We start from the raw sequence: 15,611 nt of genomic DNA, 5'->3' as shown, positions 1-15,611 counted from the left end.
TCATCCTTCTACTGTTTTCTTCCTTTAATGTCCTACATGTATTGTACTCCTACATGAGCGGACACGCCCGGTTCCCGTTTCTGCCTTGACTTTTTTTTGCTCCTATGGTACACTTTTGCAAACTGCGGACCGGTGCGCCTCCGTTGGACGGGACCTGCCGGTTCCTCTCAAAGCATCCGAAATCCACAAATTTTTCAGATTGGAGCGATACCATTATGAAGAGAATCAAGACTCTGAAAACCCGGAATCTCTGCGAAAGCGCCAAAAAGGGCGGCTGCGGCGAGTGCCAGACCTCCTGCCAGTCTGCCTGCAAAACCAGCTGCGGCGTCGCCAACCAGAAGTGCGAAAAGAAGTGAGACGTCCGAAAAACGCCGCCGCCTGGCGGCGTTTTTTCTCCGCCGGATTCCCGGTTTTCCGCGCTCCCATCTGACAGGAGGTTTTCCCATGGTACATCAATACAAGCTCAACGGCTATAACATCGTTCTGGACACCTGCTCCGGAGGCGTCCATGTGGTGGACGAGGTAGCCTATGACGTCATCGCCCTTTTCCCCGATCACACGCCGGAGGAAATCGTCTCCGCCCTGCTGGAGAAATACCGGGACCGGCCCGACATCACCGAAGCGGAGCTGCGGGAATGTCTGTCCGATGTGGAGGACCTGAAGGAGTCCGGCCAGCTCTTCGCCCCGGACGTCTTCGCAGATCTGGCCGGGACCTTTAAGGAGTGTTCCGGCGACGTGGTGAAAGCCCTGTGCCTCCACGTGGCCCACACCTGCAACCTCAACTGCTCCTACTGCTTCGCCAGTCAGGGCAGGTATCACGGCGACCGGGCCCTCATGAGCTTCGAGACCGGAAAACGGGCTCTGGATTTCCTCATCGAACACTCGGGAAGCCGGACCAATCTGGAGGTGGATTTCTTCGGCGGGGAACCCCTGATGAACTGGCAGGTGGTGAAGGACCTGGTGGCCTATGCCCGGACCCAGGAGGGCCCCTGCCGCAAGAAGTTCCGCTTTACCCTGACCACCAACGGCATGCTGATTGACGGAGACGTGATTGACTTCGCCAACCGGGAAATGGACAACGTGGTGCTCTCTCTGGACGGCCGGAAGGAAATCCATGACGCGCTTCGGGTGGATTACGCCGGAAACGGCAGCTATGAGCGCATAGTCCCCAAATTTCAGCAGCTGGTCCAGGCCAGAGGCGGAACCCGGTACTACATGCGGGGCACCTTCACCCACCGGAACCCTGATTTTACAAAGGACCTGTTCCACATGGCGGACCTGGGCTTCACCGAGCTCTCCATGGAGCCGGTGGTCTGCTCCCCCGGCGACCCGGCGGCTCTGACGGCGGAGGACATCGAGACTGTCAAGGAGCAGTATGAGCTTCTGGCCAAGGAAATGCTGAAGCGGCACAAAGAGGGCCGGCCCATTACCTTCTATCACTACATGCTGGACCTGACCGGCGGCCCCTGCATCTACAAGCGCATCTCCGGCTGCGGCTCCGGCACCGAGTACATGGCCGTTACCCCCTGGGGGGACCTGTACCCCTGCCACCAGTTTGTGGGCGAGGAGGCCTACAGGCTGGGAGACGTCTGGAACGGCGTGGTCAATCCGGCCCTCCGGGAGGAGTTCCGGGCCTGCAACGCCTACGCCCGGCCGGACTGCGCCGGCTGCTGGGCCCGGATGTACTGCTCCGGCGGCTGCGCCGCCAATGCCTTCCACGCCACCGGCTCCATCCGGGGCGTCTATGAGACGGGCTGCGAGCTGTTCCGCAAGCGGATGGAGTGCGCCATTATGCTGCAAGCCGCTCTGGCGGAGGAAGACGAGGCATGACCACGCCTATCTGGGATTTTTTGCAGGGCTACCAGCTGGAGGGCATGAGCCGCTTTCATATGCCGGGCCACAAGGGGTTTGGGCCCTTGGGCTGCGAGGAGTGGGACATCACGGAAATCCAGGGGGCGGATTCTCTCTATGAGGCGGCGGGCATCATCGCGGAAAGCGAGGCAAACGCCGCCGCCCTCTTCGGCTCCGGGGCCGCCTTCTATTCTACGGAGGGCTCCAGCCAGTGCGTCAAGGCCATGCTGTACCTGGCCCTGCAAAACCGCCGGTTGGGCACGCCGCCGGTGGTTCTGGCCGCCCGGAACGTCCATAAATCCTTTGTCCACGCCGCCGCCCTGCTGGACTTTGAGCCGGTCTGGCTGTGGCCGGAGGAGGCGGCCAGGTCCATCTGCACCTGTCCCATCACGGCGGAGGGCCTGGAGCGGGCCCTGTCCGCTCTGGCCGCACCTCCTGCCGCCGTCTATGTCACCAGCCCGGATTATTTGGGCAATATGCTGGATATCGCCGCTCTGGCGGCAGTGTGCCATGCTCACGGCGTCCCCCTCCTGGCGGACAACGCCCACGGGGCCTATCTGCGGTTTCTGGAGTCCTCCCGGCATCCCATGGACCTGGGGGCGGACCTGTGCTGCGACTCCGCTCACAAAACCCTGCCGGTCCTCACGGGAGGGGCCTACCTGCATATTTCCAAAGCCGCCCCGGCGGCCTTCCGGGAGAATGCCAGGGCGGCCCTGTCCCTCTTCGGGTCCACCAGCCCGTCCTATCTGACGCTGGCCTCTCTGGACCTGTGCAACGGGTACCTTGGGGCTGAGGGGCCCGTGGACATCCGCGCCGCCGCCGCCCGTCTGACGGCGCTGAAAGAGAAGCTGGCCTGCCGGGGCTGGCCGCTGGTGGGGAGCGAGCCCTTGAAGCTCACCCTGGGCGCCGCCCCGTATGGCTGGAGCGGCCTGGAGCTGGCGGCCTGTCTGCGGGCCGGAGGCGCAGAGCCGGAATACGCGGACCGGGATTTCTGCGTGCTGATGGTCTCGCCGGAAAATACGGAGGAGGATATCTCTTTTCTGTCGGACGCGCTGGAGGCCCTTGGGCCCAAAGCGCCTCTTCCACGGCCTGTCCTGCCGCCGGTCAAAGGGGATCGGGTCCTGTCCGTCCGGCAGGCCCTCTTTGCCCCACAGGAGACCGTCCCGGCGGAAAAAAGCCTGGGCCGTATCTGCGGCGCGACTACGGTGAGCTGTCCCCCGGCGGTTCCCATCGCCGTGCCCGGGGAGCGCATCGGCCCCGAGGCCCTGGCGCTGTTCCAATATTACAATGTGGAACGGGTGGATGTGGTTCGGGAGCAGCCGCCGCAAACGTGCTTAAAAATCGGAAAAGGAGACACACTATGTGCCGGGGTCCCGTTTCTTTGGGACGGGGCCGATTCTTTCTTTGGTAGGAGGACGCCTATGAACGCCAGCGTCAATGAAAACTGCATCGGCTGCGGCCTGTGCGCCGGGACCTGTCCCGAGGTCTTCACCATGGGAGACGACGGCTTTGCCCACGGCGGCGAGGTGCCGGACGCCCAGATGGGACTGGCCCAGGAGGCCCGGGACGGCTGTCCCGTCAGCGCCATTTCCATCGGCTGAATCCCTTTTCTCCTGAACGCGGCCTGCCGGAATATGCTTTCGGCAGGCTGCCGCTGTTTTCCTGTATTCACCCGGGGGGACAAAGGGCCCGCCGGACGCTGCCGGCACAGGTGTTGAGGGGCCGAAGCCAAAAAAATCCGGGGCGGGAACAGCCGTGAGTAAAAATCTTTCGTAAAATTCCCCCGGAACCTCTTTACAGTCTCCTTGAAATCGAGTATACTATACAGTAACGGCAAGAGCCGGGAAAGGAAGGTGATATTCGGATGGACGATTTCACCAGGAAGTTCAGCCTAGCCAGGGAAAAGGACGAGGAGATTCATCAGATTCTCTCGTCGGTCTATCAGTCATTGGAGGAAAAGGGCTATAATCCCATCAATCAGATTGTAGGCTACATTCTGTCCGAAGACCCCACGTATATCACCAACCACAACAATGCCCGGACTCTGATCCGCAAGATTGACCGTGATGAGCTGCTTCAGGTTCTGGTGCGGAAATACCTGGCGCAGTGATGCGTGAGTAACAAAAGTTACAGTCTGTAACCGCAATTTGCCTCCATTCCCATGGAAGGGGACCAGCCGCCTGCGGGCGCGCCGGTTCCTCTCCATGGGATTTTTGCTGTTTTTGACATAACCGCAGAAAATCGACATTATTTTTCCGTCGGTTTGACCAATTTCAGATGTTGACAAATCGGAAAAAAGATGTTACAATTTGGTTACAATTTTACAAGGAGGGTTTTCATGGCAGGAAACAAGAACACGAAAACAGAAGGTCTTGTCTATAAGGGGCACCCGCTCCGCCGTGCCGGCAACCTCATTTACTACGGTTCAATGGCGGATAAATATATCATCATGATGCAGGTTCTGGAAACCAAAAAGGAACAGGATCTGGACCTGGCCACCAAAGTCTCCATTCAGCTTCAGCTCACCGACCCGGATCTGAAATCCCGGGACCGCGTGATCAAGAAAAGCGAGAAGGCCAGCCTCTATTCCGCAATGGACATCGCCGCTGTCTGGCTGAGCCGGGCTTTGTCGGGGAAGGAGAAATAGGCTCCCATGCGGACCGTGCCGCCTGACGGCGTCAAGCGGCACAAACCGGAAGCAAGTCCCCTCTCTCTACAAATGATCACGAAAGGAAGCTTACTTATGACATACTTCGCGGGAAAGACCCTCCGGGTCCTGGTGCTGACCACCCTCTCCGTCCTGTTTCTGACCGCCGGCGCCTTCGCCGCCGAGGCGGGACTGGCTGTGGATACCGGCGTGACCACCGGCTCCGGCCTGCGGCTCCGCTCCGAGCCCTCCACCGAGGCGGGAATCGTCTCCACTCTGGGCAAGGACGTGACGCTGGCCATTCTGGACGACTCTACAGACGGCTGGTATCAGGTGGCCTACAACGGCAAGACCGGCTATGTCTCCGCTGAATTCCTGGAGATTCATACCGACGGCGTGTTTGAAAGCTATGGACGGGTCAACGCCAGCGGCGTCAATGTCCGTGCCACCCCCTCCACCGACGGCGAGGTTCTGGCCTCCCTTGGCACCGGCGACGTCGTCACCGCCACGGCTCTGGCCGATGGCTGGTACAGCGTTACCTGCACCTATGGCACCGAGGGTTATATCCGCAGCGACTTCCTGGATCTGACCAGTTCCAGTTCCAGCTCCAACGGCGGCATCGTGGACCTGGCCAAGCAGTACCTGGGCACCCGCTACCGCTACGGCGGCGCGTCCCCCAGCGGCTTTGACTGCTCCGGCTTCACCATGTATGTCTACGGCCAGTTTGGCTACTCCCTGCCCCACACGGCCACCGGCCAGTGGCAGAGCGGCATGGGCACCAGAGTCTACAGCATCGGTGAGCTCCAGCCCGGCGACCTGGTTTTCTTTAACGATCCCGCCCGCAACGCCGGCAAGGCCTGCTCTCACGCCGGCATCTATGTCGGCGGCGGCCAGATCATTCATTCCTCCTCCTCCCGGAGCGGCGGCGTGATTTACAGCGATCTGACCAGCGGCTATTACAATACATATTTCATCGGCGGTATTCACATGTAAGAATGCTTCCCTCCAAATCCTGTCCGCATTGCGGGCAGGATTTTTTCTGCCGCTGCACGGCTTGAAAACGCCCTGGATGCCGCTGTGGGTATTATGATTTCCGAATTAAAAATTCGGAAATCATACATTTGATCTGAGCCGTTCTGCTCGCCGCCGTAAACGGCGGCAACCGCAAAATATGGCACATATTCCTTCCGGCCTTTCAGTTCGGAAGGAATAACAGCCCCCGGCTTCCGTTATGCCCCGCCGAAGAGCAGACGCACCGCAAAGGCTGCGGCAACGAACCCGGTCAGGTCCGCCGCCAGAGCGGCGGGAACGGTATGGCGGGTTTTGTGAATGCCGGCGGACCCGAAGTAGACGGCAATGGTGTAAAAGGTGGTTTCGGTGCTGCCCAGCATCACCGCCGCCACCCGGCCAATGTAGCTGTCCGGTCCGTGGGCGGCCATCAGGTCGGTGGCCACGGCCAGGGCCCCGCTGCCGGATACCGGACGCACCAGCATCAGCGGGGCGGTCTCCGGCGGCACGCCCAGCAGCTCCAGAACAGGCGCGAACAGGCCCGACAGCCATTCCATGGCCCCGGAGACCCGGAACATGGATACCGCCGTCAGCAGGCCCACCAGGGCCGGCACCACCCGCAGCAGCACCGTCAGGCCCTCCTCCGCTCCATGGGTCAGGGCGCTGTAGACGTCCACATGCCGCCCCATGCCGTAGACAGCCACCGACGCCAGCAGCACGGGGATGACATACGCGCTGAGATTCATGCCGCCCTCCTTCCCCTCCGGCGGGAGAGAAGCCAGGCCGTCAGAAGCCCCGCCGCCACCGACAGCACCGAGGTCAGCCATACCGCCGGCAGAATGTCAAAGGGCGTCCGGCTTCCGGCGGCGGCCCGGACCGAGGCGACGGTGGTGGGCAGGAGCTGGATGGAGGCGGTATTCAGCACCACCAGCAGGCACAGCTCGTCGCTGGCTGTGCCGCCGCAGCCCAGGGCCATCCGCCGGGCGGCCTGAATGCCCAGAGGCGTGGCGGCGTTGCCAAGGCCCAGGAGATTGGCGGAGACATTGGCGGATACCGCCGCCAGCGTCTCCCTGTCCCGGCTGGCGTCCGGCAGCAGCCGCCTCAGAAGGGGCCGGAACGCCTTGGCCAGCCCCGCGGAGATGCCGCAGGCGTTCATGATTTCCATGACGCCGCTCCAGAGGCAGAGAATGCCCGCCATGGAGATGCTCAAGTCTATGGCGGAACGGGCCCCCTCCAGGGCGGCGTTGGCCACCGCGTCCAGATTTCCGGAGACCATTCCAAACAGCAGCGAAAGTACTACCATTCCGGTCCACACCCAGGTCATTGCCACAGGAAAATTCCTCCTTTTGCTTCATTTATGAACATCTTTTTAATTTTTGCTTAAGCAATTGACAAATAGAGACAAGTTATGATATTGTCTCTTTAGCTTTGAATGTGAGTAAAAAAATGAGGGAAAGGAGAACCACAGTGAAAGCGACTGGTATCGTGAGAAAGGTGGATGAGCTGGGGCGAATCGTTCTTCCAATCGAAATGCGCCGCACCCTGGACATCGCTGAGCGGGACGCATTGGAAATCTATGTGGATGGCTCGTCTGTTATTCTGAAGAAGTACAAGCCCAGCTGCATTTTTTGTGACGCCACCAAGGATATCACCATTTTCAAGGGGAAAAACATCTGCCCCAAATGTATGAAAGAGCTGAAGAGCTTGTAAAACCAGCGAACACAGAGAATTTTTTCCCAGCGTACGCTGGCCGGAGCGCTGCTCCGGCCGTTTCTTTTTGCCCTTTGGGCCTGTGAGCTGGGAGAGGAAAATTTTAACATTTTCGGTGCAGGAAAAAGGAATCCGAAGCGTTCCGCAGCCGGAAACGCCGGATTCCTCTTTTTCATATCAGGGATGCGCCCTTACAGCTTCCGCAGCGCGTCCACCAGCGCGGTTTTGCTCTCTGTTTTCTCGTCGAGCCGGCGGCAAACCGTCGACTCTCCGCTTTGCCTGTGGCAAAGCGTCCGCTGTGGCGGGGCTATTGAAAGCGAAAGGGACCCCTGATGGGTCCCTTTCGAGCTATCCTCCTTTCCGATCTTACAGCTTCCGCAGCGCGTCCACCAGCGCGGTTTTGCTCTCTGTTTTCTCGTCCTTCATCTTGACGACCCGGGCGGGACTGCCGGCCACCACGGCGTTTTCCGGCACGTCCTCGATGACCACGGCCCCGGCGGCCACCACGGCGTTCCGGCCCACCCGGACCCCCTCGATGACCACGGCGTTGGCTCCGATCATCACGCCGTCTTCAACGACCACCGGCGTGGCCGAGGCGGGCTCCACCACGCCGGCCAGGACGGTGCCCGCGCCGATGTGGCAGTGGTCCCCCACAATGGCCCGGCCTCCCAGCACGGCCCCCATGTCAATCATGGTGCCCCGGCCGACCATGGCCCCGATGTTGATGACAGCCCCCATCATAATGACGGCTCCCTCACCGATTTCCACCTTCTCCCGGATGATGGAACCGGGCTCAATCCGGGCCTTTATGCCCTTCATGTCCAGCAGGGGCACGCCGGAATTCCGCCGGTCGTTCTCCACCACCAGGTCCACGATTTTGTCTGTATTGGCCTCCAGAATGGGGCGGAGCTCCTCCCAGTCCCCAAATACAATCTGGCTCAGGCGTGTGCCGTAGACCTTGGCGGAGCCGAAGTCCACGTCCTCCGTCAGGTTTACGTAGACCTTCACCGGGGTTTTCTTTTCGGAATTGGCGATATAGTCGATGATTTCCTGAGCGTTCATAAAAACCTCCTGTGTCGAATTAGAAATGAGGAATTAGGAGTTAGGAATTGCCGAAACCGGAAAAATTCCTCATTTCTAATTTCTAATTCCTAATTCAGTTCAGCCGCCGAAAAGTATCTTCTGCAAATCATAGACCCCGTTGGGCTTCCCCGGCAGCATCCGGGCCATATGCAGCGCTCCGTTGACGAAGATCTGGCGGCTGGCCGCCCGGTGGGTAAAGGACAGCTCTTCGTCGGGGCCGAAGAAGTGGACGGTGTGGGTCCCGGCCACGGTGCCGCCCCGGAGGGCGTGGACGCCGATTTCACCCTTGGGCCGCTTTCCGGTGACGCCCTCACGGCCATAGTTCAGGGGCTGTTCGTGCCGGGGGTCGATGGCCTCCAGCAGCAGCTTGGCGGAGCCGCTGGGGGCGTCCTCCTTCTGGTTGTGGTGGGCCTCCACCAACTCAATGTCAAAATCAGGCTTCAGAACGCCGGAGATTTCCCGCAGGGCCCGGTACAAAACCGCCATGCCCAGAGAGAAGTTGGCCGCCCACAGCACCGGGGTGTACGCCCCCAGGGCCTCGACCTGGACCATCTGGGCGGGGGTGAAGCCGGTGGTGCCGGAGAGCAGGGGGGTGCCGGTGCGGCGGACATAGGAGACGATCTCCGGCAGGGTCTCGGGTCGGGAGAAGTCGATAACCACGTCGGCCACACGGCCCAGCTGCCCCAGCCGGTCCAGGTCGTTCCGGCCAAAGGAGGCCTGAATCTCGTCCCCGGCGGCCTGGGCAGTCTCCTGAATGAGACGGCCCATCCTGCCCCGTCCAATCAGAAGATATCTCACAGCAGTCCCGCCTCCTTCAGGGTGGCCTGGAGGGCAGCGGTGTGCTCCGGGCTCATCTCACACAGGGGCAGGCGCATGGGGCCCACGTTCAGCCCCATCATGTTCATGGCGCTCTTGACGGGGATGGGGTTTACCTCCATAAAGAGGTCGTTCATCAGCCTGAGGTATTTGAGATGATTGGCCAGGGCCTGGGCCTGATTGCCGCTGAGGTAGTCGGACACAATCTGATGGCACATGGCGGGCATGACGTTGGCATAGACCGAGATCACGCCGCTGCCGCCAATGCTCATCAGGGGCAGTGTGATGTCGTCGTTGCCGGAGTAGAGGGCAAAGCTGGGGCCGACACAGTGGGCGATTTTCATGGCATAGGACATATCGCCGCTTGCTTCCTTGATGCCGGCAATGTTGGGGTGCTTGCTGAGCTTTTCCACAACAGAGACGGGGATGGAACAGCCGGTGCGGCCGGGAACGTTGTAGAGAATGCAGGGGACGTTCACACGGTTGGCCGTCTCGGCAAAATGGCGGTACATGCCTTCGGGATTGGCCTTGTTGTAATAGGGGGAGATCAGCAGCAGGGCGTCCGCGCCCATATCCTGATATTCCAGGCTCTTTTCAATCTGGGTGGCGGTGCAGTTGGATCCGCTGCCCACCATCACGGGCACCCGGCCGTTGACCACGCGGATGGTGTGGGCCACCACGGAGGCGTCCTCCTCGTGGCTCATGGTGGGATACTCGCCGGTGGTACCCAGCACCAGAATGCCGTCGGTGCCGGCGGCAATCTGGCGCTCCAGCAAATCGGTGAGCACGCTGAAATTGACGCTGCCGTCCTCCTGGAACGGGGTAATCATGGCGACGATAGAACCCTTCAGTTGATCGAATTTCATGTTGACGTCCTCCAGTATTTTCAATAAATTTGAAGATCAGAACCCGCTGGGTGAAAAAAACAGCCGGCGGAGCGCGCTCCGGCCGACAGTCCCTGCACCCCCTGAACAGGTGTGCCTCTCTGTAAGCGGATAGCGCCCCTGCGGCGGATGCGCCGCAGACAGTGCCGGAGGTATTTCCCCAAGCCCCACCCTCCGCCCATACCTGAACGGAGAGTTCGGCGGAATTGCCTCCGTTCCCTTCTCAGCCCGCCGGCTCCCGGAACATCTTCGCATCCGCGCCTCTATCTCAGTTTTCGCTATCATATCATCTTCCTTCCGGCGTTGCAAGAGGAATTTTTGAAAAAGGGGCCGGAATTTGGAAGGGGCTCTTGTGAAAAGTGCCAAAAAGTCCCCCGGACCCCTGTTCCGGGGGGCTGCGGCGTGCTATGATGGGAAAAATACCTCAACAGGAGGGAGCTGTTTATGACACAGTCTGTCGTTGAATACCGCCGCGCGCTCCACCGGATTCCGGAGCTGGACGATCAGCTGACGGAGACCGCCGGCTATGTCCGGAGCCGGCTGGAGCGCTTCGGCCTGACGCCGTTTTCCCCCATTCCCGGCAGTGTCTGCGCCTTTGTGGACGCGGGCCGGCCGGAGACCGCCGCCTTCCGGGCGGACATGGACGCGCTTCCGGTGGAGGAGGCCACCGGCCTGCCCTATGCCTCCGTCCATCCCGGGAGAATGCACGCCTGCGGACACGACGGCCATACCGCCATGGCCCTGGCGCTGGCGGAGTACGCCGCCGCCCACAGGCCGGAGCTGCCCCGGAACGTCCTCTTTCTCTTCCAGCCCGCCGAGGAAACCACCGGCGGGGCCGGGCGGCTCTGTGAGACCGGCATTCTGGAGGAGCGCCGGGTATCCCGGGTCTTCGGGCTCCACCTCTGGCCGGGGCTGGAGCGGGGCGGGATTTTCTCCCGGCCCGGTCCTCTGATGGCCCGGTCCAGCGAGGTCACGGTGACGGTTTCCGGGAAGAGCGTCCACCTCAGCCGGGCGGCGGAGGGGCGGGACGCCCTGACCGCCGGGGCGGAGTTCCTCCGGCGGGCCTATGCTCTGGCGGAGGAGTGTATGCCTCCGGAGGAGCCCAGGGTGCTGCGCTTCGGCAAAATGGTCTCCGGGACCGTCCGCAACACCGTCAGCGGGAAAACGGTGCTGGAGGGCAGTCTCCGGACCTATCGGGAGGAGGTCCATATCCTTCTGCGGCAGGGGCTGGAGGCGCTGGGCCGGGCCATTGAGACGGAGACCGGCTGCGCCGTTCAGGTCCATCTCAGCGAGGGCTATCCCGCCGTGTGGAACGACGAGGGGCTCTATGCCGCCCTCCGGGCCGCTCTGGGCCCGGACGCCCCCCGGACTCTGGAGCGCCCGGCTCTGGCGGCGGAGGATTTTTCCTTCTATCAGAAACGGGTCCCCGGTGTCTTTTTCTTCCTGGGTCTGGGAGATACGCCGGAGCTTCACGCGCCGGAGTTTTGCTTTGACGACGAGGCCGTCCTGCCCCGGGGCGTGGAATTTCTGAAAAAGCTGCTGCTGATGTGAGGATGGAGGGAAAAAAGCGCTGTGCCGGAGGGCACAGCGCTTTTTTGGCCTTTTTCCGCTTTTGGCGGCTTTTTCAGAACTTTTGCGGCTTTTTCAGCTTTTTCGCCTTACAGGGCTGCGATGAACCGCTGAATCCGATCCAGGCCCTCCTTCAGGTCCTCGTCGGAATAGCAGTAGGACAGGCGCATATATCCCTCGGCGCCGAAATATACGCCGGGGATGAGGCCTACCAGACCCTCCTTCAGCATCTTTTCGCAGAAGGAGAGGGAGTCCATGCCGAATTTCTGAATGTTGATGAACATATAGAAAGCGCCCTCCGGCTTTTGAACCTCCAGACCCATGTCCCGCAGACGCCGGTATACATAGTCCCGGCGCTTTTGGAAAAGAGCCGTGACGGGGGCGGTGTCGCTCTCCAGGGCGGCCACGCAGGCGGGCTGGACGAAGGCGGGGGCGGAGACCACAGAATACTGGTGGAAAATCTGCATCCGGTCCCGGATGGGGGCGTCGGCCATGCAGTAGCCCAGCCGCCAGCCCGTCATGGCGTAGGGCTTGGAAAAGCTCTGGATCACGATGATCCGGTCCCGCATGTCCTGATATTCGGCAAAGCTGTGATAACAGTCCGTATAAATCAGGGCCCGGTATACATCATCGCAGAGGACGAAGATGGGCTTGTCCTTCAAAATTTCATGGATGCCGTCCAGGGTCTCCCGGGTGTAGATACAGCCGGTGGGGTTGTTGGGGGAGGTGAGGACGATGGCCTTGGTTTTGGGGGTGATGGCCGCTTTCAGCGCCTCCGGGCTGATTTGGAATTGGCTGTTTTCTGTGGGCAGGGCCACCGGCACGCCCCGGCAGAGCTGGGTGATGGATTCGTAGAGGCTGAAGGCCGGCGTGGGAATGATGACCTCATCGCCGGGATTCAGCACGGTGGAGAGGGCGATGAACAGGCTCTCTGTGGCGCCGATGGTCAGAATGATTTCATCAGGGCTGTAGCGGAGGCCGTGGACCCGTTCCTCAAATCGGGAGACGGCCTCCAGCAGATAGGGGTAGCCGTTGCCGGGAGGATAGTGGGTGTCGTTGGCGTCCAGGGCGGCCTTGGCGGCCTCCTTGACCGCTTCGGGGGAATTCTGGTCCGGTTCACCGATGGTCATGGCCACGGCGCCGGGGGTATCCCGCACCAGGAAGGTAAAACGGCGGATGCCGGAGAGCTCCACGCCCAGCACGGCGCTGTTCAGAGTCAGGTCCATGGGGTTCACGCTCCTTTTTGGAATAGGGTTTACGGAGAATTTCCGGGGGATATGCAGACAGCCTCCGGGCGGAGGCGGGAGTGCCGCGGCGGGGGCATGTCCCCCTCGAATATGCGCAAAGCGCGGTCCCCGTCAATATGAGCACAGTATATGCGGAAAGGAGACGCTTGTCAACTGTTTCCCGCCCCGCCGCCGGGCGGGACGCCGCAGGCGCGGCGTCCCCGTGTTCAGCGGTCGCTGGGCATCCAGCAGTCCTGAAAAATCAGGTCGTCGACGTCGCCAACGCCGGTCCCGAAGTGTTTCATGGCGGTGTCCTCCTTGCTCTGCGTGCTATTGGTCAGTCTATGCAGGGGAGGGGGAAAAGTTTCCTGTCAATCTTCTTTTGGCCGGGCTGGCCGGCCAATGGGAAAGAGTCCGGCGAATTCCTCCGGACCGCGGCGGCGGCGGTACGGCTTCCGTGCAAACCGGAACCGCCGCCGGTTTTTGAAGACTGGGGCAAAAAATCAGGCGTGAAACAGGGGCCGCTTTCATAAAAATGGAAACGGACCCCATTTTCCCGGGCGGGCCGCGGCGCGCTGTCCCAGCCGGCGGCGCTGGAAGCGGTTTTTCTTTGGTGAAATACTCCGCAAAAGAGCGGAAGGCCGTTGACAGGCGGGAGGTCAGCTCATATAATAGAGGCAATGGAATCCCGGGCAGGGAATCCCGATCAGCTATGATGATATTGAGGTGGAGAGAGATGAACAGTATTCGGAAAAAAATCACGGTCTGTCTGATGGCGACGGTTCTGGCCGCCCTTGCGTTTGTGGGTATTTCCAGCATCGCGCTGAACTACAGGAGCACCATCGCCACGGTGGACCAGATGATGAGCGAGACGGCCGTGCTGGCGGCGGGCCGCATCGAACAGGAGCTGACGGCCTATAAAAACGTGGCGATGGACACGGGCCGCATTTCCCAGCTGTCCAGTACCATGGTCTCTCTGGAGGAAAAACAGGCCATCATCAACGAGCGGGTCAGCCTCCACGGATTTCAGCGGGGCAATATCATCGGCATGGACGGCATCAGCATCTTTGACGGAAAAGATTACTCTGACCGGGAATATGTCAAACAGGCCATGGCGGGCAACGTCTACGTGTCCGAGCCCCTGGTCAGCAAAATCACAGGCGAGCTGTCCATCATGGTGGCCGCGCCCCTCTATTCCGAGAGGGGACGGATTGCAGGCGTGGTCTATTTCGTGCCGCCGGAGACTTTTTTGAACAACATCGTGTCTGCGGTCAAGGTCAGCGAAAACAGCCGGACTTATATGATTAACAAAAACGGTGATACCATCGCGGATGTGACGCTGGAAACCATCACAACACAGAATGTGGAGCGGGAGGCCCAGGAGGATTCTTCCCTGAAGCAGCTGGCCGCCATCCACGCGGACATGCGGCAGGGGAAAGTCGGCTTCGGCAGCTTCCGCGCCGTGGACGGCCCCCGGTTTGCCGCCTATGCGCCGGTGGGCGGGACGGACGGCTGGAGCGTGGCCGTCACCGCCATGAAAAAGGATTATCTGGCGGATACATATTTTGGAATGCTTATCAATGTGCTGGTGATCGTGGCGTCCATTCTGGCATCCGTCGTGGTGGCGCTGAAGCTGTCCAGCAACATCAGCGCACCCATGCAGGCCTGCGCCAAGCGGATGAAGCTGCTGGTGCAGGGAGACCTGGACTCTCCGGTGCCCCAGACCACAGGAAAGGACGAGACCGCGGAGCTGACCCGCTCCACGGCGGAGATGGTGACGGGTCTGAATACCATCATCAAGGACATCGACTATTTGCTGACCGAAATGGCCAGCCAGAATTTCGATATTCAGTCGGCCCATCGGGAGGCCTATGTGGGCGGCTTCCAGAGCATTCTGCGGTCCATGCGTAACCTGAAGCTGGAGCTGAGCAATACCATGCGCCAGATCGACGCCTCCGCCAGTCAGGTCTCCTCCGCCAGCGGCCAGGTTTCCACCGGGGCCCAGACCCTGAGCCAGGGGTCCATGATGCAGGCCAGCTCCGTGGAAGAGCTGGCGGCCACCATTATGGATATCTCCAACAGCGCGAAAAAGACCTCCGCCGCCGCTGAGGAGGCGGGCCAGTATGTCAACCAGGCCGGCGGCATGCTGGGCGTCAGTGTGGAGCACGTCAAAGAGCTGAACGACGCGATGGAGAAGATTTCCAGGGCCTCCGAGGAGATTTCCAAGATCATCGCCGCCATTGAAAACATCGCCTTCCAGACCAACATCCTGGCGCTGAACGCCGCCGTGGAGGCGGCCCGGGCGGGCAGCGCCGGCAAGGGCTTTGCGGTGGTGGCCGACGAGGTGCGGAATCTGGCCTCCAAGTCCGACGAGGCGGCCAAGGCCACCAAGGAGCTGATTGAGAGCTCCATCGCCGCCGTTGCCGAGGGCAGCCAGGCGGTGAACCTGGTGACGGAATCCCTGGAGCAGACCAGTGTTTACGCCGGTCATGTAACCACCCAGATGGGCGTCGTGGTGGAGGCTGTGGAAAAGCAGACCGTCGCCATCACCCAGGTCACGGAGGGCGTCGAGCAGATTTCCTCGGTGGTGCAGACCAACAGCGCCACCGCCCAGGAGAGCGCCGCCGCCAGCCAGGAGCTCTCTGCCGAGGCAGCCAGCCTGAAACAGCTGGTGGACCGCTTCACTCTGGCCAAGGACTGAGGGAAGACCGGAAAAAGCGGTTCCTTTCAAAAAGCGCCCCTGCCGTGGTTGGCAGGGGCGCTTCGCTGTATTCCGATGCTTTCGATGCTTTCGGCTCTTTTGTCATGTTTGGCAAT

At 61.0% G+C, this 15,611-nt stretch carries 15 protein-coding genes and 1 riboswitch; of the genes, 9 read left to right on the top strand and 6 right to left on the bottom strand.

The features are described from left to right. The first annotated feature begins 215 nt into the window (after positions 1-215). The 6 genes from scfA (at position 216) to Q0063_RS02580 (ending at position 5,491) form a co-directional block, all read left to right on the top strand. Positions 216-356, top strand: coding sequence for a six-cysteine ranthipeptide SCIFF (gene scfA, locus Q0063_RS02610; protein WP_297870417.1), 141 nt, complete (start codon positions 216-218; stop codon positions 354-356). Between the two features lie 88 nt (positions 357-444). Beyond that, a complete protein-coding gene (gene scfB, locus Q0063_RS02605) occupies positions 445-1,830 on the top strand; it encodes a thioether cross-link-forming SCIFF peptide maturase (RefSeq protein WP_297870416.1) in 1,386 nt (461 codons plus the stop codon). Further along, entirely contained in the window at positions 1,827-3,452 is a 1,626-nt protein-coding gene (locus Q0063_RS02600) for a ferredoxin (RefSeq protein ID WP_367180315.1), read from the top strand. Before scfB ends, Q0063_RS02600 begins: the two co-directional genes overlap by 4 nt. A 263-nt stretch (positions 3,453-3,715) precedes the next feature. Then, complete coding sequence (locus Q0063_RS02590; RefSeq protein ID WP_297870415.1) at positions 3,716-3,961, top strand: IreB family regulatory phosphoprotein; 246 nt, start codon at positions 3,716-3,718, stop codon at positions 3,959-3,961. Positions 3,962-4,189: 228 nt separating this feature from the next. After that, on the top strand, positions 4,190-4,498 hold the full coding sequence (locus tag Q0063_RS02585) for a hypothetical protein (protein WP_297870414.1): 309 nt from the start codon (positions 4,190-4,192) through the stop codon (positions 4,496-4,498). 96 nt (positions 4,499-4,594) lie between these two features. After that, positions 4,595-5,491 carry a C40 family peptidase gene (locus Q0063_RS02580; protein WP_297870413.1) on the top strand — a complete coding sequence of 299 codons (897 nt, stop codon included), beginning with the start codon at positions 4,595-4,597 and terminating at the stop codon, positions 5,489-5,491. 236 nt (positions 5,492-5,727) lie between these two features. Here Q0063_RS02580 and Q0063_RS02575 read toward each other — a convergent pair whose 3' ends face one another. Both Q0063_RS02575 and Q0063_RS02570 read right to left on the bottom strand, forming a co-directional pair. Continuing rightward, positions 5,728-6,252: a spore maturation protein gene (locus Q0063_RS02575; RefSeq protein WP_297870412.1), complete on the bottom strand. Its 525-nt coding sequence runs from the start codon at positions 6,250-6,252 to the stop codon at positions 5,728-5,730. After that, complete coding sequence (locus Q0063_RS02570; RefSeq protein ID WP_367180317.1) at positions 6,249-6,830, bottom strand: spore maturation protein A; 582 nt, start codon at positions 6,828-6,830, stop codon at positions 6,249-6,251. The genes Q0063_RS02575 and Q0063_RS02570 overlap by 4 nt, the downstream gene beginning before the upstream one ends. A 143-nt stretch (positions 6,831-6,973) precedes the next feature. Here Q0063_RS02570 and Q0063_RS02565 point away from each other — a divergent pair, with 143 nt between their 5' ends. Beyond that, a complete protein-coding gene (locus Q0063_RS02565) occupies positions 6,974-7,216 on the top strand; it encodes an AbrB/MazE/SpoVT family DNA-binding domain-containing protein (RefSeq protein WP_297870410.1) in 243 nt (80 codons plus the stop codon). Between the two features lie 366 nt (positions 7,217-7,582). On the opposite strand, the gene dapD is transcribed toward Q0063_RS02565, so the two are convergent. The 3 genes from dapD to dapA form a co-directional block, all read right to left on the bottom strand. Further along, positions 7,583-8,278, bottom strand: coding sequence for a 2,3,4,5-tetrahydropyridine-2,6-dicarboxylate N-acetyltransferase (gene dapD, locus Q0063_RS02560; RefSeq protein WP_297870409.1), 696 nt, complete (start codon positions 8,276-8,278; stop codon positions 7,583-7,585). Between the two features lie 99 nt (positions 8,279-8,377). Then, on the bottom strand, positions 8,378-9,097 hold the full coding sequence (gene dapB / locus Q0063_RS02555) for a 4-hydroxy-tetrahydrodipicolinate reductase (RefSeq protein ID WP_297870408.1): 720 nt from the start codon (positions 9,095-9,097) through the stop codon (positions 8,378-8,380). Beyond that, on the bottom strand, positions 9,094-9,981 hold the full coding sequence (gene dapA / locus Q0063_RS02550) for a 4-hydroxy-tetrahydrodipicolinate synthase (RefSeq protein ID WP_297870407.1): 888 nt from the start codon (positions 9,979-9,981) through the stop codon (positions 9,094-9,096). Before dapA ends, dapB begins: the two co-directional genes overlap by 4 nt. 122 nt (positions 9,982-10,103) lie before the next feature. Continuing rightward, positions 10,104-10,273, bottom strand: a riboswitch (Lysine riboswitch). Between the two features lie 170 nt (positions 10,274-10,443). Here dapA and Q0063_RS02545 point away from each other — a divergent pair. Next, on the top strand, positions 10,444-11,550 hold the full coding sequence (locus Q0063_RS02545; RefSeq protein ID WP_297870406.1) for a M20 family metallopeptidase: 1,107 nt from the start codon (positions 10,444-10,446) through the stop codon (positions 11,548-11,550). 107 nt (positions 11,551-11,657) lie between these two features. Here Q0063_RS02545 and Q0063_RS02540 read toward each other — a convergent pair whose 3' ends face one another. Then, positions 11,658-12,794, bottom strand: a complete 1,137-nt coding sequence (locus tag Q0063_RS02540) for a pyridoxal phosphate-dependent aminotransferase (RefSeq protein WP_297870405.1) — start codon at positions 12,792-12,794, stop codon at positions 11,658-11,660. Between the two features lie 736 nt (positions 12,795-13,530). Between Q0063_RS02540 and Q0063_RS02535 the strand changes: the two genes are divergently transcribed. Next, a complete protein-coding gene (locus Q0063_RS02535) occupies positions 13,531-15,495 on the top strand; it encodes a methyl-accepting chemotaxis protein (protein WP_297870404.1) in 1,965 nt (654 codons plus the stop codon). Positions 15,496-15,611: the final 116 nt, after the last annotated feature.

The organism is uncultured Oscillibacter sp. (genome assembly GCF_947654275.1).
Taxonomy (GTDB): domain Bacteria; phylum Bacillota; class Clostridia; order Oscillospirales; family Oscillospiraceae; genus Oscillibacter.
The sequence above is the reverse complement of the archived record's forward strand: the minus strand, read 5'-3'. Positions and strand labels throughout refer to the sequence as shown.

Coding starts and splice junctions, on each gene's coding strand:
- Q0063_RS02585 (WP_297870414.1), top strand. CDS start 4,190: ATGGCAGGAAACAAGAACACGAAAACAGAAGGTCTTGTCTATAAGGGG.
- Q0063_RS02575 (WP_297870412.1), bottom strand. CDS start 6,252: ATGAATCTCAGCGCGTATGTCATCCCCGTGCTGCTGGCGTCGGTGGCT.
- Q0063_RS02600 (WP_367180315.1), top strand. CDS start 1,827: ATGACCACGCCTATCTGGGATTTTTTGCAGGGCTACCAGCTGGAGGGC.
- dapD (WP_297870409.1), bottom strand. CDS start 8,278: ATGAACGCTCAGGAAATCATCGACTATATCGCCAATTCCGAAAAGAAA.
- scfA (WP_297870417.1), top strand. CDS start 216: ATGAAGAGAATCAAGACTCTGAAAACCCGGAATCTCTGCGAAAGCGCC.
- Q0063_RS02535 (WP_297870404.1), top strand. CDS start 13,531: ATGAACAGTATTCGGAAAAAAATCACGGTCTGTCTGATGGCGACGGTT.
- Q0063_RS02580 (WP_297870413.1), top strand. CDS start 4,595: ATGACATACTTCGCGGGAAAGACCCTCCGGGTCCTGGTGCTGACCACC.
- Q0063_RS02540 (WP_297870405.1), bottom strand. CDS start 12,794: ATGGACCTGACTCTGAACAGCGCCGTGCTGGGCGTGGAGCTCTCCGGC.
- scfB (WP_297870416.1), top strand. CDS start 445: ATGGTACATCAATACAAGCTCAACGGCTATAACATCGTTCTGGACACC.
- dapA (WP_297870407.1), bottom strand. CDS start 9,981: ATGAAATTCGATCAACTGAAGGGTTCTATCGTCGCCATGATTACCCCG.
- Q0063_RS02590 (WP_297870415.1), top strand. CDS start 3,716: ATGGACGATTTCACCAGGAAGTTCAGCCTAGCCAGGGAAAAGGACGAG.
- Q0063_RS02570 (WP_367180317.1), bottom strand. CDS start 6,830: ATGACCTGGGTGTGGACCGGAATGGTAGTACTTTCGCTGCTGTTTGGA.
- Q0063_RS02545 (WP_297870406.1), top strand. CDS start 10,444: ATGACACAGTCTGTCGTTGAATACCGCCGCGCGCTCCACCGGATTCCG.